Source organism: Clostridium mobile, from assembly GCF_018918285.1.
In the GTDB taxonomy this organism is placed as follows: domain Bacteria; phylum Bacillota; class Clostridia; order Clostridiales; family Clostridiaceae; genus Clostridium_AW; species Clostridium_AW mobile.
On the sequence record NZ_JAHLQF010000001.1, the window covers coordinates 366037 to 387070 of the forward strand.

The following is a 21034-nucleotide window of genomic DNA, read 5'->3' on the forward strand; positions in this document are numbered from 1 at the left end:
TATTAAGTTTTATATTTTTTTACTGAAAATTAGAGCATTTGAGCTTCTATGATTATAACCATTATTGGCTTTTCTAGTAACCTTCAATTCTCCTAGCTCATTTCTTAATTCTTCTTTTTTATCCTTAATTATTTTTTCTAATTCTTTATTATTTTCTATTATTTTTAATTTATTGCATATATCTATAAATTCTTCTTTGGAATAATCTATACTCTCAATAAAATCTATTATTTTCTGTCTATCATCCATAAGACTATCTATAGAATCTATATTTCCCTCTTTAATATCGCTAATGATTTCTAGAGTTAGTTTATTAAACTTAACTAAACTTTCCCTAAGTTCATTCATAAATTATTTTCCCCTTTATTGTCCTCCAAACTGTTGTGCCATCCAAGCAGCTTGTGAATTATATTTATTCATTACTTTTTCTAATGTAGCAAACTGTCTATAAAGTTGCTTTTCCTTCTCCTTCATTTTGTCACTTAGATTTTTTATCATAATATCTTTTCTATGTAGTTGGTCTGGTAAATTATTGCTTCCAATTACTCCATAAATACTATTGTCTTCCTGCTTATTAGCATAATCTGTCAGAATACCTTTACCTAAAGTTACTCCTGGCAACCCTGCATAGTCCTTTATTATAGTATTTATTCTTTGAAATATTCCAGATTCATTATAAGCTTGCTTTTTCTCTTCAGAAGTTTTAGGATTACTAATTGAAGGCATTTTATTAAAAAGATTCATAATATCTTCAGGATTTTCCATTAAGATCTTCTTTAATGTCTCTTCTCCTCCCGGGCCAAATTCAATCTGTCCTGATTTAGTAGTATCACTACTAGTATCTAATCCTGTTTGTTTTCTACCAAAGCTAATATTACTTCCTTCTACTTTATCATAGAAAACTCCCCTTAGATCACTTAACATTTTTTCTAAATTACTATCATTTCTGAGCGCACCTTTTTTAGCTCTTTCCTCCCAAGCCTTTATATCGTCGTCTTTCATTTCTTTTTTTTGCTCTTCTGTTAACGGCTTGTAGTCATAGTCTTTTTTCTCTTTTAATTTACCGCTTATTTTTTCTATAAGAGCATTATACTTATCCATAAAGCCTTTTATTCTATCAAAAGTTTGATCTACATTCTTTGATATATTAATATTTGTTTCTCCCTTTTCAGTTAGCTTGTAAGTAATCCCATCAATAGTAAAATTGTTAGAATCCCTTTCAACTTTAACCTTTGCGCTACTTCCTGGAGCAGTAATTTCTGCTATGGAATTTTTACCTTCATCAATAGTACTTACATCAAATACTTTGTTGTCCCCACCTATAGCAATAACTACACCTTCACCAGTTTTTTTAGTTTCTATTGAAATTTCTTGACTTAGTTCACTAAAGGAAACATTTATATAATCAGACAACTTTTCTGTCTTCCCATCAACTTCAAAAGAACTATTTTTTATGCTGCTTACTAAATCTTTTACAGTAGCTTTACTTTTATCAAGCTTTTCAACATCTACTGTAAACTCCTTCCCGTCTACAGTTATAGTGAAATTTTTATCTATTCCTAATTCTGATAATTTAGTATCGTTAGTAACATTTTTATTAGAACCATCAGTATATTGCAATTTTCCGCTAACAGTAGCTCCTTTAGCCATTTGTATTACGTCTACTATATAATTTCCCTCAATTGCTCCCTGTCCAGCAGTAATATTGGCTGAAACACCGCTATTAACTTTAGCTATATAATCAAAATAGTTTTTATTATTTATTAGGCTATCTTTACTTGTAGAACTAAAATAAGTATTTTGAAGATCTTTAACATCCTTTATAATATCTTTATACATTTCCTGTTTCCAAGCTATTATCTGTTTATCTTGCTTAACCTTATCTATTTTAGCTTGTTGTCCCATAAGCATTTTTTTTATCATATCATCTGTATCCATACCAGTAGCTAGTCCAGGTAATCTAAGACCGCCTCCACTTATACCACTTACCATGATTTATACCTCCTTTTTTTAAGATGTTTAGATTTGTAAATATCTAATCATCTATCTAACTTTTATCTCGTAGTTTTGCTGATTTTATATGCCTCTTCCCAAGTATCTCTTACCTCTTCTATGAGAGGTATTACTTCATCCATTATAGCTACATCTTTTTTAATGTTTGCATCTACTAATCTTTGTATTATAAATTCATATATTTGAACTAAAGATCCCCCCCAACTTCCGGCTCTTTCAACATCTAAACTTGCAACCAACTCATAGAATATATTTTCAGTTTTTATTATATTTTCGTGAGCTTTTTTTACATCCTTTTCTACTATTGCATTTTTTGCTATTTTAGAAAACTTTACTGCTCCATCTAGTAGCATTAATAGTAATTGTTCCTTTGAAGCAAAATTTACACTATTATTTTTATAAGCATTATATGCATTGCTAGCGTACATACGCTCTACACCTACCTTTTTGTGTCTAAAAATCTTCCACTAGAAAATTGCTTTTCTTCCGCCTTATATTTAACCGCTTCTACATCTACTTCTTCTACCTTTTCAGCTTCAACTGAAATTATTTTTACTTTTTTCTTTTTCTTACTATATTTTTTTAATTGCTCAGAAAAATCCTTTTCTTCCCTCTTCTCTTGTGCATCCTTATCTATCTTTATATCCTTTTTCCTATGGACTATGCCTTCTTTTGTTGACTCTTCAACTCTTTGTCTTATCTCAGTATCAATTTTATTAAGCCTATATTCCATAGAAACACCTTCCTTATTATAGTAACTTTTAATGATATATACTGTGCCGTATGCATTTGAGCAAAATTTAGAAGTTCTTAATTTAGTTTAGAAAATTTCCGTTAAAATGCTGCGCATGTTTGAGCAAGCGAGTTTGCCAGCATTAGGAAGTTTTATAAAATAAATTCTAGAAATTCTTATTGAGGCGAAAGCTACACAAACAGTATATATCCATTAAACCCTCTCATCCATAAACACCCCTGCTAATTCACAGAGCTTGTCTACCATATCTATAATCTTTTTAGGTGGTATTTCTTTTACTATTTCTTTTGTATTTTTGTCCATTATTCTTACAATAATATTATTAGTTTTACCATATACCTCATATTCTAAATAAGTGGATTTATCATTAAAGGTTTTATTTAAGGTATCCACTGCTTTTTTAAGATCATCTTCCTGTATTTTTATATTATCTCCTATCACTTCAGCTTGTCCAACGCTGCCATTACCTTTGTCAAAAAACATGATTTCATTATATATAGCATTTTTATCAAAGTTAATCTGTCCTCCCTGACTTACTAACTTTACATCCATGTTATTACACCCCTTTTGAAAATAAACACTATTTTTTTATATTTTTAAGCAGTGAGATATCTACTTCAACTGCATTTCTATTTTCCTGTTCTACTTCCTTATAAAGTTCTTTTCTTAATATATTCACATTTTTAGGTGCTTCTATAGCTAATCTTACTGAACCATCTTCAATTTTTACCACTGTAATCTCTATGTCATCCCCTATGAGTAAGGATTCACCTTTTTTTCTCCCTATAACTAACATTACTTTTCCTCCTGAAAAATTGGGTGTTTTATTTTATATTCATCGTTCTCTAATATTATTTGTTCCCCAATCTTCTCTTTTATATTTATAATTATAGGAGCTCTTAAGTTAGTAGTTATCATCTTATAATCGGAGTTAATTGTTACTGTGGTAATAACTAATATATCTTCTGGAGAATTCACTTTTAAATTTTTTATCATTTCCTCTGGTAGTTGAAATTCATAATCTTTGCATACATTAAATGGAGATACTACCGCAAGTCCAATATCTTCCTCTTCTATAGAATGCAATATGTTAAAAATTCTTTCTCCTTCAACGGGAAAAATAATGAACTTTTTTAAATCTGAAAACCCTGGTAACCCTTTAGGAAATAATACTACATCTTCTTCTTTATATTCTAGAATTCCATGATGCTTTGTGCTAAATTTCATAATTTTCCCTCCACATTTTTTTATCGTCTAAAAATCTAATCATCCAAATATCTAAAAAATTAATAATCTAGTACACTATCTAATATAATCCATAAGCGTAGGTTGAAGTACTCTTGCGCTAGTTTGCAATGATGCCATATAAACCATTTGAGCTGTAGCATATTCCATAATCTTTTCTGTAACATTTACGTCCTCTGTTTCAGATAAAATTTCTGTTATATTAAAGTTTTCCTCTGTATTTCTTTCTTTGGCGCCATCCATTGTATTTTGTTTAGCACCTACTTGAGAACGTACTTTTAGTATATTATTAGCAATTTCATCTATAGCCTCTAAGTCTTCTCCAGTTAACTTTTTTACTCCATTTTCATCATCTAAATGTCTAATGATATTTTCAAATATGTCCCTTACATCTCTATTTACTCCCTTACTATCTGTAAAAGTTAGTATCTCTGAGGCTGTTACATTGTACTCTACCCTTACTCCTTGGGATATTTCTGTAACTAATTTTTCGTTGATTAAATCTAGTTCATTTCCTGATACATCCTTACCTTTTAAATCTTTTAGGTCTTCTATATCCGAAGTACCTGATAGAGTTATAGGATTTTTATCATCTAAATTTGTAAATTTTATATTAGTTTCATCCCCTGATTCAATCATTTCTACAGATAACTTTCCTTCTAGAGCTGTTCCTTTAAGCTTATCGTTAATATTTTTCACTAGCTCTTTTGAAGTTTTTATATCATCGTCTAAGGTTATAGAAACTTTTTCTCCTTTATAATCAAAGGTTATCTCTTTTCCCTTCCATTCCTCTGCCTTGCTTATCTTAGCAGTAGTTGGCTCTTGAAGGGTTTCTCCTTCCCTTCCTTTGTAAACTAATTTAGTATTTCCATCTGCTATAGCTGAAAATGTATATTTATTTTTTGGAACATTTCCTTCTCCATCTTCTATGGAAAATTTCATTCCATCTCCTAGATCAAAGCTTCCGTCCCCATTTGCAAGTATTACTGACTCTTCTCCATTTATTTTTACACTTAACTCTATTACTTTATTAGTGGAAGTATCTATTTTTCCAACGGTTATTTCATAATCTTTATTTTCAGTTCCTGTAAACTTTCCAACCACTTTACCTTCTTCAGGAATTTTTCCATCTTCTGCTGCAACGCTTTGAACATCTGTAGTAGCTGGGCCCTTTATTATTCCTACAGGTTTTGCTGAAACTCTCGTACCTGAAAATATGTATTTACCGTCGAAATTTCCATTTAGAGTTTGAGCAAACTGTCCTATTATTTCATTTACTTCATCTTTTACTTTTTTTCTTTCATCTATACTATAGGATCCGTTACCTGCAGACATCAAAAGATCTCTAACCCTTTTGATTTGGTTCCCAAGCTGATTTAGTGATGTATCTGTCTGATCTAACCAATTTTTAGTATCTTTTATATTGCTATTGTACTGCTTATTTGTGTTGATGTCAGTATGTAACTGCATAGCTCTGGAAGCTCTTAAAGGATCATCGGAAGGCCTCCTAATTAATTTACCAGAACTTAATTGCATTTGAAGAATTCTTAAATTACTCATATTGGTTCTCATATCTGATAAAAAGTTAGTAGCTAACATTTTATTTGTAACTCTCAATTATATTACCTCCTTTTTTCAAGATTTTTAGATAATGAAGAAATTACTTTAAGAGAATTTCAACCATATCTAAAAATCTTCAATTCTCAACTCTCAATTAAACTAACGTTTAAGTCCATTTACTATTACATCCAAAAGTTCATCCACTGTGGCGATTATCTTAGCATTTGCTTGGTAGGCATGTTGGAATTGAATCATATTGGTCATTTCTTCATCTAAGGATACTCCTGATACTGCATATTTTGATTCCTGAAATCCCATTAATCTAATGTACTGTTTTTCCACTATTCTTTTAGATTCTAATGCTTGGTTTCCTAATTCATTTATCATACCTTTAAAGTAATTGTCTGGTTTTGAACCTCCAGTGTTCCCCTTTAGCACGAGTACTCCTAGTTCATCATCCATAATCAACCCATTGCCAAGCTCATTTATAAAGCTTTCCCTATTATGCTTTCCTTTGCCATCTAAAACCATGTTTTGTATTTGCGTCAATTTATCTCTTAATCCTGAAATGGCTAGGGCTCTATTTCCATCTCCCTCTCCACCAATTTCTTTTCCAGCATTTATTAACATTACATCTTTAAGTATATCCGGATTAACGCATATGTTTTCTGCAGTTATATCTTCTTCTTTACCATCTTTATTCACAAAGAAAAGTAGTTCGTCTTCATAATTACCTGCACTTTGTGAATGTATAGCATTTACAGTAAAAGCCAAGGATCTTGCTAATTTATTTAATTTTTCTGTATACGCATCTATATCATCTTGTACGGACATATAACCACTTAGTTCCCCATTGCTTGGTGTAAAAGTGGATAAATCATCAATACTTCCGCTTTCCCCTATGGGTTTTCCTTCTTTATTTACAGCCTCTCCATTTTTATTTGTCCATATAACCCTACATTGTCTTAACTGATCTAGTTTTTCTGCTGCTGATAGTTTATCATCATCAGATACTTCAATTTCCATTTCTACCCTGTTTTTACCTGAGGTCATATCGCCGTTTTTATAATATACTATTTTATATGTACCTGGCTGTCCATCTTTAACATTTTCTCCTGGTACTATTTCACTTACATATGCAAACTTTAACACATCATCTGGATTAACTTTTTGAACTATATTTAAGCCTCCTGGAGGCTGAGCGTTAGGATCGCTTTTCGTACTTATGTCTAGCCCGTTTGAGCCTCTTTTTTCTATTTTTATGCCAAATTTTGAACTAAGTTCATCTATAAGCAAGTCCCTTCTGTCCATTAAATCATTAGGTGTTTGTCCCATAAAACTTATTTCAGCTATTTCTTTATTTAATTCATTAATTTCATCTAGCATGTGATTTACATTAACAACCGTATCTTTAATAGACTCTTGAGCATTTTCTTTAAGTTTTTGCAACTGGTTATAAATACGATTTAATTCATTCGCCAAGGCTTTTGACTGTTCCGCTACACCTGTTTTAGCATTAGATGTGTTTGCTTGCTTTGAAAGTTCGTGCCATGCATCGAAGAATTTTCCTATAAGATTAGATACTCCTGTATCCGTAGGTTCGTTGAATATGTTTTCTAATTCTCTTAAAAACTTATCCCTTCCACTATATTGTCCTAAAGTACCTAACTCTTCTCTCACTTGATAATCTATAAAGGTATCTCTTACCCTATTAATTTGAGATACAATGGAACCTGTTCCCATCTGCCCTACTGATCCAGCACTGTTCATTCCTGGGGTAGAAAAAGGTCTTCTTGTTTGCATTTCAGCCCTCTGTCTTGAATACCCCTCTGTATTTGCATTTGCAATATTATGTGATGTTACATCAATTGCTTTTTGATGTGTAAAAATACCACTTTTACCTATGTTTAAAGTTCCGAATAAACCTGACAAAATCTTTACCTCCAAACTTTATACAATCAACAGTTAACTTTTACTGTTGATTGCTTATTATTAATCAATAAAACTATTTCATCTTTCCATAAGCTCCATAAGTCTTTGCACTTCTATCGGGGTTTAGTATCTGAAGCATCTTTGTAGCATACCCTAACCCTTGCCTTATAAGAGCTTCGTTTAGCTCTTTTTGGGTTTTAAGTTCTTCTACAAGACCTCTTATCTTTCTATAGTTGTTTTCAACTTCGCTATCCCCCAGTTCTTCAACTATTTCAAGCATACCTCTTCCCTTAGTTAAGTTTCTTCTTTCCATCTCCCATTTAGCTATTTCAACATTGAGATTTTGTATTTCTTGAACAACAGCCTCCATCTTGAAGACTTCATTCTTTGCAATATATTCATGCTGCTTCTCTAAAGCCACTAACAATTTTTCTAAAAATTTTGTTTCTTCTAGGATTATATTATTTAATTTTTCTTTCAAAGCTCCCCCCACCTTATTTATAGCTTTCTTTTCATTTCTTCTAAAATTCCTTGAGCTATAAGCTTTTCCTCTACATTATAAGTTCCTTTATCTATTTCTTCTTTTAGTTTTTCTATTCTTTCATTGGAACTTATTGATTTAAAGTCTAAACTAAAATTAATTAGGCTTTTTCCTAATCTGGATATTTGTAATGAATCTTTACTTTTTTGATTTTCTACTTCTTTCATATCTACCCTTTTTTTATTATCTCCATAGGAACTTAAAATTTTGTTAGTGCTTACTCCATTAATTTTCATGTAATACACTCCTTAATCAATCCTACATATTTCCATATTTATATTATCGATAATAATAAATATTTGTTTATAGGTAAATTTAACTATTTTATTTGTTAAAATGAAAACAACGGCCTAAAAAAGCCGTTATTATATTACTTTCCAAGAGATCTTATTTTCTCTTCATTGCTTATAATATTAGTGATTCTAACACCAAAGTTTTCGTCTACTACGACAACTTCACCATAAGCAACTCTTTTACCGTTTACTAATATTTCTACAGGCTCCTCTGCTAATCTATCTAACTCTATTAATGAACCTGTGCCTAAATTTAATATTTCTCTTATGTTTAATTTTGTTCTTCCTAACACTACGGATATTTCAAGTGGTACATCCATAATTAAGTCTATATTGCTAGGCAATGGTGCTGATTTTTGAGGCTGAGTTAATGGTTGAAAAACTGCCTGCTGAACCTCTATAGGTTTTTCATTACCTATGGCAACTGGGGCGATTATTTCATCATTATCATGTGAATAATCCTCTTGAAAACTTTTAGTATCATGTCCACTATGATTACCATAGCTAGCATCTTGTGGTATTTCTTTATCATCCATATCTGTAGGCTCCTCATTACCCATCATTATTGAAACTATTTTTCTTGCAGTTTTTATTGGTAATAACTGCATAATATTACTATCTACTAAAGTTCCTATGTTTAAACTAAAGGAAACTTTAACTATAGGTTCATCTTCACTTAGCTGGTTAGAAAGTGGTGATGTTAAATCATCCCATATCCTAGATACAGGAGGTGAAATGTTGACCTCTCTTCCAAACATGGTTGCCATAGAAGTAGCTGCCGAACCTATCATTTGATTCATAGCTTCAGATACTGCACTTTCTTCAAGCTCTGAAAGAGATGTTGCATTCTCTAATTTACCATCTCCTCCCATCATAAGGTTTGCTACTACTGCAGCATCTGTTACCTTCATAACTAGGAGATTTTCTCCAACAATTCCACTAGTATATTTTACTTCTAAAGCTACATTTGGCACTTCAAAGGTATCTTTTAAATCACTTAAAGTCGTTACTGTTACTACAGGAGTGGTAATATTAACCTGCTGGTTAATGATAGTGGATAGGGCTGTCGATGCTGATCCCATAGATATATTACCTATTTCACCTAATAAGTCTTTATCTAGGTCAGTAAGTTCTATTTCTACTTGTTTACCATCCTCCTCTTCAGCATTACCTCCACCACCTAGTAGTAAATCTATTTCTTCCTGTGAAAGAAATCCATTATTCATACTTTTCCACATCCTTATCTATCATATCTAGCACCTGTACACCAACTTTTTTACCCATTAATCCAGGTTTTCCATAGCAGTATAATTCATCTTCTACCATTACTTTAGCAGGGCTGTCAGTGGCTTCTCTTAAAACTAATACATCTTCCTCGGCAAGTTTTAAGAAGTCACTTACGGTAATTTTTGTTGTTCCTAATACTGTAATTAATTCTGTAGTCACTATATTCAATCTGTCTCTTAGTTTCATCTTTGAATCTTTTAAGGAATTTTCATCTGATTCTTGGAACCAATACTTAACTACAAAATTTTCTAATACTTTTTCTATGCTCAAATAAGGTATACAAATATTTATAAATGAGCTTATCTTGCCAATTTCTACAGAAAAAGTTATTAAAGCTACAGGTTCATTTGGCGCTAAAGTTTGGTTTAAAGCAGGATTTGTTTCTATGCCTTCGATTTCAGGGTGTACTTGTAAAATGTCTTCCCATGCTAATTTTAGATTTGATATTAGTCCATCATTTATATGTCTTATAATATTTTTATCTATATCTGTAAATTCTCTTGTTTTATATCTACCATGCCCACTTCCCCCCATAAGTATATCGATAGATTCATACACAAATTGAGGATTTGTTTCAAATAAAATTGATCCACTCAAAGGAGGCATTTTAAAAACTGTCAGTATAGTTGGATTTGGTATAGAGTGAATAAACTCTTCATATGTTATCTGTTGAACAGACTCTATATTCACTTTAACATTAGACCTTAACTGAGCAGTAAGATAGTTTGATATAATTCTAGCATAATTATCATGTATCAACTCTAAAGTTCTAATATGATCTTTAGAAAACTTTTGTGGATTCCTAAAATCATAAGGTTTAACTCTTTGCTTGTCCTCATCTTTAGGCATCTCTTCTGGAGTTAATTCACCAGAGGATAGAGCTGCTAAAAGTGAGTCAATTTCATTTTGCGATAAAACTTCTGGCATACCTTTCCCTCATTTCTTACTGGTTTAAAAGGAGTCTATCAATATCAACTAAAGTTACTATCCTATCTTTAAAATTAATTACTCCTTTTACATATGCCTTTCTTCTGACGTCATCAAGCTTTTCAATTAGGCTCTCTTCTACATCTAAAACTTCATCAACTTGATCAACAGTAATACCTAACATTTCTTCTTCTATGTTTAGTATTATTATATTGTTCTGCTCTTTTTCTCCCTTGTCAATATCTAAAAGGAGGTTTATATCTAAAAGGGAAATTACATTACCTCTTAAATTAATAAGACCTTTTATATAATATGGCGCATTAGGCACCTTTGTAATTTCCATAGTGTCATTTATACTTTGAACTTTATCAGTTTCTACTGCAAATTGTTCATTCTTTAATCTAAAAATAACTACCTGCACTTTAATCACCTCATTCAATTAGATTTTTAGGTGTTTAGATTTGTAGATATTGATAAAATTCCTACGGAATCTTTATATTTTATAAATTCCGCGGGAATTTTAACTTTATCTAGTATCTAGGACATCTACCTATCTAGTCATCTTAAAAACTAGCAGGCTAGTTTTTAGCCTACTACTTTTTTGATAGCTTCAAGTACTCTATCAGATTGGAATGGTTTAACTATAAAATCTTTAGCTCCCGCTTTTATAGCATCCATAACCATTGTCTGTTGTCCCATTGCAGAACACATTACAATTTTTGCAGAAGGATCCATTGCCTTTATTTCTTTAACAGCTTGTATTCCATCCATGTCCGGCATAGTTATATCCATAGTAACCACGTCTGGTCTTTCTTTTTTATAAAGTTCTACTGCCTTTATACCATTACTGGCTTCTCCAATAACTTCATATCCATTTTTTTCTAAAATGTCCTTAATCATCATTCTCATAAAAGCAGCGTCATCAACGATTAATACTTTTGCCATAATATTCCCTCCAAATTACATTACTCCAATTGAATTTAATATTCTTTCTAATGATCCGGGCATAGGTATATAATAAAAATGCCCGCTTATTTTTGTATTATCTTGTAAAAATAAAGTTTCCATATCCAGTACAAATTCATCGAATTGTCCGGATTCAATAAAGGTTGTTGATAAAATAGCACCCAACATATCATAAGTCACAGCTGGTACTGATGGTATTATAGTTAAATTGGTAAATCTAGCAATGGCATTCATGAAGGCAGCTGATATTATATTTCCTACCTCCGATATAACAGAATGTCCCATTTCACTTAAATCATCCTCTTTAACTCCAGTTAGCACTTCGATCATGTTAATTGCCGTTTCTTTCTCAAAAACAAACAAAATATTTCCTGGTGTATCTCCTAAAACTCTTATCAATACGCCAAATACTATCTCTTCTCCAGCAATACCTGAAAATATTTCATCGAAAGGTAGAATGTTAATGTGAGGCACTGTCATGTCTATTTTTTTACTTAGTAATTGTGATAAAGCTGTAGCTGCATTACCAGCGCCTATATTTCCCACTTCTCTTATTGCATCTAACTGTAATGGTGTAAAGTTCTCATAAGACATATTTATCCTCCTTAAACTAAAGCGGCAACATCAAGGATTAGAGTTACCAATCCATCTCCTAGGATAGTTGCTCCAATATATTCCCTCATTCCTTGAAGTGTCTTACCTAAAGGTTTAATAACTATTTCTTGTTGACCTAGAAGTGAGTCTACCATAAGTCCTACATTCTTTCCTCCAACCTTAACAATAACTATATACTTCTTTTCCTGTGTTTCTGTTTCTAAATTTAATTTATTACTTAATCTAACAAGCGGAATAACATTTTCATTATATATTATTACCTCTTTATTGTTTGTTCTCTTTACTAGACTTTCATCAAAATCTATAACCCTGTCAATATACCCTAAGGATATTGCCATAGTCTCTGACCCTACTTTCACAAGTAAAGCTTGTATAATTTGAAGGGTTAGAGGTAGTCTTATAATAAAGGAGGAACCCTTTCCTCTTTCACTTGTTACCTCTACTGTACCTCCTAATGATGAAATCTTTGTCTTAACTACATCCATACCAACACCTCTACCTGAGATATCAGTAACTTGTTCATTAGTACTAAAACCTTGCATGAAAATTAGGTTTATTATATCATTATCAGACATACCATCAGTGCTAATTCCTAATCTTTCGGCCTTAGCCTTAACTTTTTCTACATTGATTCCATCACCATCATCTTCAACCTTAATAACAGCCTTTGTACCTTCTTGATAAGCAATTAATCTTATCTTTCCTACAGGGTCTTTACCTTTCTTAGTTCTCTCTTCTTTAGATTCAATTCCATGATCCGCAGAATTTCTTATTAAATGTATCAAAGGTTCCCCTATTTCATCAATTACAGTTCTATCTAACTCAGTATCTTGTCCTTGAATTATTAACTCCATGTCTTTCTCTAATTCTACAGAAAGATCTCTTACCATCCTAGGAAATCTATTAAATACTACATCTAAAGGTAACATTCTTATCTTCATTACTAAATCCTGAAGATCTGAAGTAGTTCTTGCTACTTGTTCTAATGTTTCATTTAGGTCTGTAAGTTTATGATTAATACTTATCTGCTCTAATCTTGTTCTATTAATAACAAGTTCAGATACCATGTTCATAAACTTATCTAGCCTATCTAGATCCACTCTAACAGATTGGTGTTGTTTCCTATGAGAAGAATCTTTATCTCTTGTTGGAGCTTTATTTTCTTTTACCTTAACTTCTTTAACAACACTCTGACTCGGCTGTTCTATTTTCTTTGCTTGTATTTCTTGGACTTTAATTTCTTCTTCCTGCTTTTTAATTTTTTCTGCCCTTACATTTACATTATCGATAATAACTTTATCAACTTCAGATATATTCATTAAAGAACTAAATATTTCTTCTTTTTTTCTAGTGGTAATATATACCAAAGAGATGTCCAAGTCAAAATTTTCGCTTTCTATATCCTCTGTACTGGGTACAGATTTAATTATTTCACCATAATCCTCTAAACTTTTAAAGATCAAAAAAGCTCTAGCTGATTTTAAAAGAGTGTTTTCATTTAATGCAATACTTATGTTATAGCAATCAAAACCTCTATCTTGTGCTTGCTTTATAACATTTATATCATATTCATTTAGATTAACGCCATTATTTTCTTCAGATTCAATTTCATCTATTTCTTCAGCCTCTGATACATTGTCAAGTTCTCTTATGCCTTCTAGTTCTTCTATTATATTTTTGATTGAAGTTTCTTCTTCATTACCTTCTGATATATTATTTACCATTTGTTCTAAGGTATCTAGACATTTGAATAATACCGTAACAACCTTTTGTGTAACCTTAAGCTCCCCATCTCTAAATTCTGAAAGAACATCTTCCATTTTATGAGTTAATTCTGCCATTTGGTTAAATCCCATTGTTGCGGCCATACCCTTTATTGTGTGAGCAACTCTGAATATCTCGTTTAATTTATCAATATCTTCAGGCTCTTGCTCTAACTGTAATAAGGATTCATTTAAAGTTTGAAGATTGTCCATTGACTCTTCTAAAAACATTGACATATATTGTGATGTATCCATATTTTACCCTCCTTAAACCTTCCTATATATAAAGGTTGAAGCCTTATCAAAACCAAACTCTTTGTAGTTATATATACTTTCAGTAGCTCCAACAAATAACAAGCCATCCTTTTTCAAGGAATGATGAAACTTTTTATATATTTCATCTTTAATATCTTGATTGAAATATATAACTACATTTCTACATACTATTAAATCAAAATCATTTTCATATCTATCTAGTATTAAATCATGTCTCTTAAAAGTTACCATGCTTTTTATTTTTTTATCAATTACATAATACTCTCCTTGTTTGTTAAAGTATTTATTTAATTGATCTTTACTAATGTTTTTTATCTCTGCCTCAGAATATTCTCCCTTTTTTGCTCTTTCTAGTATACCATTATCAATATCTGTAGCAACAATAGTATGTCTTCCTCCTGGAGCAAGATCCTCTAATATCATAGCTATAGAATATGGCTCTGCACCAATAGAGCATGCAGCACTCCATATTTTTAAATTTCTATTGTTTGGAAGCAGTTCTTCTTTGATTTTTTTCTTTAGATCGTTAAAAATATCCGGATTTCTAAAAAACTCTGTTACATTAATAGTTATAAAGTCTAAAAATTTTTCTCTTTGTTGCTGGTCTTCTTTTAATAATTTTATATATTCATCTACAGAATTCACACCAACTCTAGACATTAAACTTAATATTCTTCTATGTAATTGAGTAGGCTTATAAGCCTTTAAGTCAATTCTAAACTCTTTGTAAACCCACTCTTTAAAATATTCCAAATCCATAGCTACCTCCAACCTTCTTTAACCAGTCTTACTATTTCTCGTGAAACACTATTTAAAGGCAGCACTATATCTACCATTCCAGTTTCAAAGGCTGCTTTGGGCATTCCGTATATGGTGGCTGTTGACTTATCCTCGGATATAGTTATACCACCCTTTTCCTTTACTTTCACTGTTCCATCTGCTCCATCCTTACCCATTCCTGTAAGAACAACGCTTAAAAGCCTATCCCTGTAAACATTAGAAGCTGATATAAATAGTTTGTCCGCTGCAGGCCTTACTCCCCATATGGCTGGATCAGTATTCAAATATATTTTCTTATCTACTCCAACCTCCATATGGTAGCCTCCTGGAGCTACATATACTACATTTTTTTCTACAGTCATTCCTTCTTTAGCTTCTACTACGGTTAAATTACTATTTCCATTTAATCTATCTGCAAAAGCCTTTGTAAAAGTGGCTGGCATATGTTGCACAACAAATATAGGTACATCTAAATCACCTGGTAAATTTGTAATAACTGAATGTAATGCTTTAGGACCACCTGTAGAAGCTCCTATAACCACTGCTTCAATTTTATTAGGTGAGGATTTTCTTTCCTTTAACTTTTTTTCTGCTAGTGATTCTTTTTCAATAGCAATTACTACTTCATTAGAATATTTCTTTATATCGTTCTCATCACAGCCAAATTCACATTTTTGATATGCTAGGTTTATTTTTGTTATAAGGTCGTCTTTAACTTTATCTATATCCAATGAAATAGATCCTGAAGGCTTGGGTATAAAGTCAAAAGCACCATTTTCTAAACACTCCATAGTTAGCTCTGAGGATTTTCTAGAAAAACTACTTAATACCACAACTGGAATAACAATTCCTTTATCTTTTAATTGTTTTAGTGCTGTAATTCCATCCATGATAGGCATTTCTACATCTAATGTGATTACATCCGGTGTAAACCTCTCTAGCTTTTGCAATAAGTCTTTTCCATTTCTTGCTATGTCCATTACTTCCATGTTTGGCTGACTATTTATCATATCTGAGATAATCTTTCTCATCAACGCTGAATCATCAACTACAAGAACTTTAATTTTCTTCAAAGACTATCAACTCCATTACAATTCTTTTATTCCTAATCCAACTGTCTTTATTTCAACAATGCCATTTAAAAGATTTAATATCATGGTTCTTCCTTTATTGCCTCCCACATCTTCTCCCATTATTGGAATACATAGTTCATCTAATTTCTTTTTAACTGCAACTGCATTCCTATTGCCTATATCCATAACTAAATTTTTATCTGAGAAGTTAAACATGGAAGCACCACCTGCTATCTTAGCTTTTAAATTTCTTTTATTCGCTCCCTTTTGCTCCATTTTTTCAATCAATATGGGAATACCTAAATCTGCAAATTTTAGAGGGTTGGTTACGTTAGAAAATAAAGTACTATCTGGCAGCATTATATGAAGTAGGCCACCTACAGCATTTGTTTTATCATATAACGCAATACCAATACATGATCCTAACCCTACTGTTATAATTTTATCTGGAGATTCACCAACATCTAAATCCGCAATACCCACTCTATATTCTTTTACATCCATAGTATGCACCTTTCATAAATTATTTTGAAATTAAATCTTTCTCTTCTTCTGTCAATATGGAGCTCAGTTTAAGGAATATAATTATTTTTTTATCTATCTTTATAAGGCCTTTTATATATCTTCTTGATATTCCACCTACAATTTCTGGAGCCTCTTCTATATTATCTAAATTTACATCTCTAACTTCTGATACAACATCCACAACTATACCAAATTTTTGTTCCTCTTGTTTTGCCACTATTACTTTTTCATCTTTTTTTGATGCCTTTAAAGGTAAATTAAATTTTTTAGAAAGAGATATTACCGGTAATATGTTTCCTTCATAATTTATAACTCCTTCTAAAAAATTTGGTGAATCAGGTAGCTTAGTGGGCTCTTCAAACCCAAGAATTCTCTCTACTTCCATTATATCTGTAGCATAGTATTCGTCATTTATACTAAAAATTAAAATTTTAACTTCTTTCCCTGACATATTTATCCTCCTACAATATTAATCTATCTACTGTTAGATCTCCTTTATCATCGAGATATGCATGAACATCTTTGCAAGGTATCTCAAGCATGTACTCTCTTTGTCCTACTATAAATAAAGTATTCTGATAGGCCACCTTAGCCCATATATGTCCACTTTCTCCTACCACAAGCTTGGTAGTAACACCTCCTACACTACCAACAATGCCACATTTAATTTCATCTTTTGACTTTAGCATTCCTCCTCTAACTATGCTATTTTCTCTAGTGAAACATATTTTATTGTTGGCATATATGTCTGAAATATATGAACCTTTACCATTTATATAAACGTTCCCTGTACTATTTATTTTAGAATCTTGACAATAATTTATCTGTACATTCACAGGAATTGCTAATTTTTCTTTTAGTAAGCTAATCTTATAATTAAACTTGTTTTTAATATCTTCTAGCTCCCTATAATCTTTAATACTTATGGGTGCTAGTCCTAAAAATTTTCCTTTAATAATAGGAATTAAAGTATCCTCTCCATCCCTATCTTCATTTAGCTTTATATCCTTCATTATTTGAAAACAAAGTCTTGGTAATTTATTAAATTTATTTTCGATGAGAATTTTGATTATTTCTCCATCTTTTGTATTCCTATACATTATATCGTACTTTTTTATCTCTTCCGTAGCTTTAATTATACTTTCTATAGTATTTGTCATTTCTGTTAACTTATCTATATAGTTAAGCTTGGCTACATCCTCTCCTCCACCGATTATTTGGGAAGATATTATGTTACCATTTATGGTTATATCTCCTTTTCCGTTAATCAAAGCCCTATCTGTATCCTTCATTATAGAAATAGAATTGTCCGCTAATACTTCCATACCTTCTTTGACACTTCCATATATAACTATATCTCCAATGAATTTAATATTTCCTGTATTTAAATCTACATGTGACCTTACTTCATGTAATTTATAAACATAAAATACATTATTTTTAGTAGATGGTTTACCTTCTAAAGTAGCTACTACAGTGTTATCGTCTTTTAATATACATCCCTCTCCTACTTTTAGATAAACTTTTCTTCCGGGTTTATGCCTTAAAACCTTTCCAAATACATCCTTACCATCTTTTCCTAGACTACCTTCTTTTCTAATACCTATTACATCATTTTCATTAACAGATTTTATTGAACAAATATTTCTAAAATCAACTTTTCCTTGGTCATCTTCCATTATCTTAACCAAGTTTCCATCTAAGGGGAATCTATATTCTATAGTATCATCTTTTCCATCTACAGGAACATCTCCCCTAGCTATCAGTATATTAGTACATTTTTTTTCTACATTATTTTTTATATTCTCCTCTATTATACCATAAATTATTCCCATTTTTGATAATTCTTCTAATATTTCATGTAAATTGTATAAAGGTGGCATTGACTCGTCAATTATTTCTTTATCTAGATAAATTTCATGTGAACTTTTAACATCTTCTAGCTTATAAGTTCTTTTCGGTATATAATCTATACTCATATATGCTTCAATTTTGTTTTCACTTGTAGTAATAGATAAATTTCTTTTAGGAATTTCTTCTTCAAAACTAACCTCAATTAAAGAATGTTCATATACCTTAGCTTTGTCTTTTACTATGGTGTCGTCGATTTTTAAAGTCATGCCTTCAATAGGCATGATACAAGCAGGGCTTCCACCTTCTTTAGGATTAGTAACTATAATATTATTATCCTCCACCTTAACCTCACCGTTAAGCTCTATTAAGTTCTCATCCTCTTCTTCCACTATAACTGCAATAATTGCTTCTTTTTTAAAAAAACGACTCTTTTCTTTTAATACTTTATATTCAATTTCTTCTTTTTTTATATTTAAAACTTTACTTGCCTCTTCTAAACATTCATCAATAGTACTACCTTTAAATAAGGTTTTCACATCCACCATCCCCCTACCATTTAAAAAATTTATCGTATTATCCCCTCTATACCTTGATAGCAATATTTAATTTACTTTATAATTTAATTTTATATTCTATATAATTTTTTACAATACGGTTATATTCATCCATAATTTTCTTAGTTATTACATTTTCTGATGAATTTAATATGATTCCATTTACATCTTTTACAGGAAGTACATCAAAAGGAGTGCTTGTTAAGAACATTCCATCAACTTCGTATATTTCTTTTTCCTCTATCATTTTTTCTTCAACTTCCATGTTCATATTGTTACATATTTCTAATACAATGCTTCTTTTAGTACCTGGCAAAACTGCTTTTAAGGGTGTTGTTATTATGTTATCTCCTTTTACCATGAATACATTAGACTTACTTCCTTCTGTTATATATCCATTTCTATCAACTAAAAGAGCTTCAAATATATTCTTTTCTTTCATAAACTTATCTAAATCCATTCTAAAATTAACATTTAAAACCTTTGCATTAGGATTTTCTCTTTCCCTATTATATGTACATATAGAAACCCCTTCTTTAAAATCTTCATCTGTAGGAAAGTTTTTTTCTTCAAAGAATGCTACAAATATCTTTTTATCAAAGTTTAATACGAACTTTAAGCTACCTTCCTCTTCTCTGTTATTTTTTATTAATTTATTCAGCGCCTCTTCTATCCACTGGTTTTCTACCCATATATCTACCTTTATAAGTTTTGCTGAATTATGCAGTCTATTCATGTGTCTTTCTAAAAAAAGAGGAATGCCTTCTTTAACTTTTATAACTTCATATAGACATTTACCTTCTTTTAATATGCTATCATCAAAAAATCCAATTTCTTTGATCTCATCATTAATAATAAAATATTTATTTTTCAACATTTGCCCCCTCCTATTTCCATTTTAATATTTGAATTTCTGTATGTCCTTTTTTATAATTTATCAATCTCGGATTTCCTACCAATTTAAATAAAGGCAAGTCAGATAAGGAATCAGAAAACATGTAAGAATTTTTAAAATCTACTTCTATATTCTCTTCTTTTAAATATTCCATCAATCTATTTACTTTTTCTTCACCTTTGCAGTTTTTTCCTTCAATTTTTCCATAATACTTTCCATCCTTGGAAACAAACCTGGTTCCAATAATTTTGTCTACATAAGGAATATTGTAGAATTCAAAGAGATAAAACTCTGCAGAAGCTGATATTAAATATATCTTATACCCTTTCTCTTTAAAGTCTTTCATAATTTCAATTGCATCTTTATAAAGTATTCTGCTTACTCTTTCATTATAAAATTCTTTTACTAATTTACTCATCTCTTTTTCATCTATAGACTCTATGAATGATATAAAATTTTCCTTTGCCTTTCCTGCATCATATATTTTGAAAATATAAAAAAAACCTGCTTTCATACTCCTAGGCAAATATTTAATCAGTTTAGGCTTTCTCTTTAACACAAACATATAAAACTCAGTTAAAGTTTCTCTTTTAGTTAATGTAAAATCTATGTCAAATATAGCTAATTTAACTTTTTCTTTTACCAAATTTATGTCCTCCTATATACTATTATATATTTTATTATATATCATTTCTTAAATTTTACTATAAAAAATAAGAAAAACCTGTAATTCTTGCATATGCTAGCCAAAATCTATCAAATAAAAATAGGGTAAATAATATTTTTTTATTATTTACCCTACTTCATTTTTAAAATTATTCTTCTATGTTTGTTAGAGTTTGATAGTAGTTAGTTACTTCATCAAATTCTTCATCTTCTGGAACTACTAACTCACTATTTTCCTCATCTCCAACAACTTTAAATAAATATACTGAACCATCTTCTGGATTTTGTACTAGCACATATTCATTATCCTTATACTCAAATCCGTCTACAACTTCACAAGTCACTGTGTTGCCATTTTCGTCTTCTAAATCAACTAGAAGCGCTTCATGATCATGACCTTCGCAGCCGCAACCACAACCATGATCTGATTCCTCACAACCACAAGTTGATTCTTCACAACCGCAATCAAATAATTCGTCTTTATCCATATATATATACCTCCTTTTAGGTTATGG

25 protein-coding genes are annotated in these 21034 nt (G+C 30.9%); all 25 read right to left on the reverse strand.

Features of this window, described 5'->3' with window-relative positions:
• Positions 1-9 precede the first annotated feature (9 nt).
• A complete protein-coding gene (locus KQI86_RS01945; protein ID WP_216437473.1) occupies positions 10-348 on the reverse strand; it encodes a flagellar protein FliT in 339 nt (112 codons plus the stop codon).
• Between the two features lie 15 nt (positions 349-363).
• Entirely contained in the window at positions 364-1992 is a 1629-nt protein-coding gene (gene fliD / locus KQI86_RS01950) for a flagellar filament capping protein FliD (protein WP_216437474.1), read from the reverse strand.
• A gap of 62 nt (positions 1993-2054) precedes the next feature.
• Positions 2055-2441 (reverse strand): flagellar export chaperone FliS, encoded by a 387-nt coding sequence (gene fliS / locus KQI86_RS01955; protein ID WP_216437475.1) that lies wholly within the window; start codon positions 2439-2441, stop codon positions 2055-2057.
• Between the two features lie 11 nt (positions 2442-2452).
• Positions 2453-2746: a hypothetical protein gene (locus KQI86_RS01960; RefSeq protein ID WP_216437476.1), complete on the reverse strand. Its 294-nt coding sequence runs from the start codon at positions 2744-2746 to the stop codon at positions 2453-2455.
• Positions 2747-2959: 213 nt separating this feature from the next.
• Positions 2960-3319, reverse strand: a complete 360-nt coding sequence (locus KQI86_RS01965; protein WP_216437477.1) for a flagellar protein FlaG — start codon at positions 3317-3319, stop codon at positions 2960-2962.
• Positions 3320-3347: 28 nt separating this feature from the next.
• On the reverse strand, positions 3348-3563 hold the full coding sequence (gene csrA / locus KQI86_RS01970; RefSeq protein WP_216437478.1) for a carbon storage regulator CsrA: 216 nt from the start codon (positions 3561-3563) through the stop codon (positions 3348-3350).
• Positions 3563-3994, reverse strand: a complete 432-nt coding sequence (fliW, locus tag KQI86_RS01975) for a flagellar assembly protein FliW (RefSeq protein WP_216437479.1) — start codon at positions 3992-3994, stop codon at positions 3563-3565. The genes csrA and fliW overlap by 1 nt, the downstream gene beginning before the upstream one ends.
• 75 nt (positions 3995-4069) lie before the next feature.
• On the reverse strand, positions 4070-5629 hold the full coding sequence (gene flgL / locus KQI86_RS01980) for a flagellar hook-associated protein FlgL (RefSeq protein ID WP_216437480.1): 1560 nt from the start codon (positions 5627-5629) through the stop codon (positions 4070-4072).
• A gap of 102 nt (positions 5630-5731) precedes the next feature.
• Positions 5732-7504, reverse strand: a complete 1773-nt coding sequence (flgK, locus tag KQI86_RS01985) for a flagellar hook-associated protein FlgK (RefSeq protein ID WP_216437481.1) — start codon at positions 7502-7504, stop codon at positions 5732-5734.
• Positions 7505-7577: 73 nt separating this feature from the next.
• The gene (locus KQI86_RS01990) at positions 7578-7985 is read right to left on the reverse strand and encodes a flagellar protein FlgN (RefSeq protein WP_216437482.1); all 408 of its coding nucleotides are present in this window, start codon (positions 7983-7985) and stop codon (positions 7578-7580) included.
• 17 nt (positions 7986-8002) lie between these two features.
• Positions 8003-8281 (reverse strand): flagellar biosynthesis anti-sigma factor FlgM, encoded by a 279-nt coding sequence (locus KQI86_RS01995; protein ID WP_216437483.1) that lies wholly within the window; start codon positions 8279-8281, stop codon positions 8003-8005.
• Positions 8282-8415: 134 nt separating this feature from the next.
• Entirely contained in the window at positions 8416-9564 is a 1149-nt protein-coding gene (gene fliY, locus KQI86_RS02000) for a flagellar motor switch phosphatase FliY (RefSeq protein WP_216437484.1), read from the reverse strand.
• Positions 9557-10552, reverse strand: coding sequence for a flagellar motor switch protein FliM (fliM, locus tag KQI86_RS02005; protein WP_216437485.1), 996 nt, complete (start codon positions 10550-10552; stop codon positions 9557-9559). The genes fliY and fliM overlap by 8 nt, the downstream gene beginning before the upstream one ends.
• Positions 10553-10568: 16 nt before the next feature.
• Positions 10569-10973: a chemotaxis protein CheW gene (locus KQI86_RS02010; protein ID WP_216437486.1), complete on the reverse strand. Its 405-nt coding sequence runs from the start codon at positions 10971-10973 to the stop codon at positions 10569-10571.
• Between the two features lie 164 nt (positions 10974-11137).
• Entirely contained in the window at positions 11138-11497 is a 360-nt protein-coding gene (locus KQI86_RS02015) for a response regulator (RefSeq protein WP_216437487.1), read from the reverse strand.
• 15 nt (positions 11498-11512) lie between these two features.
• A complete protein-coding gene (locus tag KQI86_RS02020) occupies positions 11513-12112 on the reverse strand; it encodes a chemotaxis protein CheC (RefSeq protein ID WP_216437488.1) in 600 nt (199 codons plus the stop codon).
• 11 nt (positions 12113-12123) lie between these two features.
• A complete protein-coding gene (locus KQI86_RS02025) occupies positions 12124-14151 on the reverse strand; it encodes a chemotaxis protein CheA (protein ID WP_216437489.1) in 2028 nt (675 codons plus the stop codon).
• Positions 14152-14163: 12 nt separating this feature from the next.
• A complete protein-coding gene (locus KQI86_RS02030; protein WP_216437490.1) occupies positions 14164-14931 on the reverse strand; it encodes a CheR family methyltransferase in 768 nt (255 codons plus the stop codon).
• Positions 14932-14933: 2 nt separating this feature from the next.
• Complete coding sequence (locus KQI86_RS02035; protein ID WP_216437491.1) at positions 14934-16025, reverse strand: protein-glutamate methylesterase/protein-glutamine glutaminase; 1092 nt, start codon at positions 16023-16025, stop codon at positions 14934-14936.
• A gap of 15 nt (positions 16026-16040) precedes the next feature.
• Positions 16041-16529 carry a chemotaxis protein CheD gene (locus KQI86_RS02040; protein ID WP_216437492.1) on the reverse strand — a complete coding sequence of 163 codons (489 nt, stop codon included), beginning with the start codon at positions 16527-16529 and terminating at the stop codon, positions 16041-16043.
• 19 nt (positions 16530-16548) lie between these two features.
• Positions 16549-17001: a chemotaxis protein CheW gene (locus KQI86_RS02045; protein WP_216437493.1), complete on the reverse strand. Its 453-nt coding sequence runs from the start codon at positions 16999-17001 to the stop codon at positions 16549-16551.
• Between the two features lie 10 nt (positions 17002-17011).
• Positions 17012-18940 (reverse strand): flagellar assembly protein A, encoded by a 1929-nt coding sequence (locus tag KQI86_RS02050; RefSeq protein ID WP_216437494.1) that lies wholly within the window; start codon positions 18938-18940, stop codon positions 17012-17014.
• A 76-nt stretch (positions 18941-19016) separates the two neighbouring features.
• On the reverse strand, positions 19017-19835 hold the full coding sequence (locus KQI86_RS02055; protein ID WP_216437495.1) for an aminotransferase class IV: 819 nt from the start codon (positions 19833-19835) through the stop codon (positions 19017-19019).
• A 10-nt stretch (positions 19836-19845) separates the two neighbouring features.
• A complete protein-coding gene (locus tag KQI86_RS02060; protein WP_216437496.1) occupies positions 19846-20499 on the reverse strand; it encodes an HAD-IB family hydrolase in 654 nt (217 codons plus the stop codon).
• A gap of 169 nt (positions 20500-20668) precedes the next feature.
• Positions 20669-21007, reverse strand: coding sequence for a DUF1292 domain-containing protein (locus KQI86_RS02065; protein WP_216437497.1), 339 nt, complete (start codon positions 21005-21007; stop codon positions 20669-20671).
• Positions 21008-21034 lie beyond the last annotated feature (27 nt).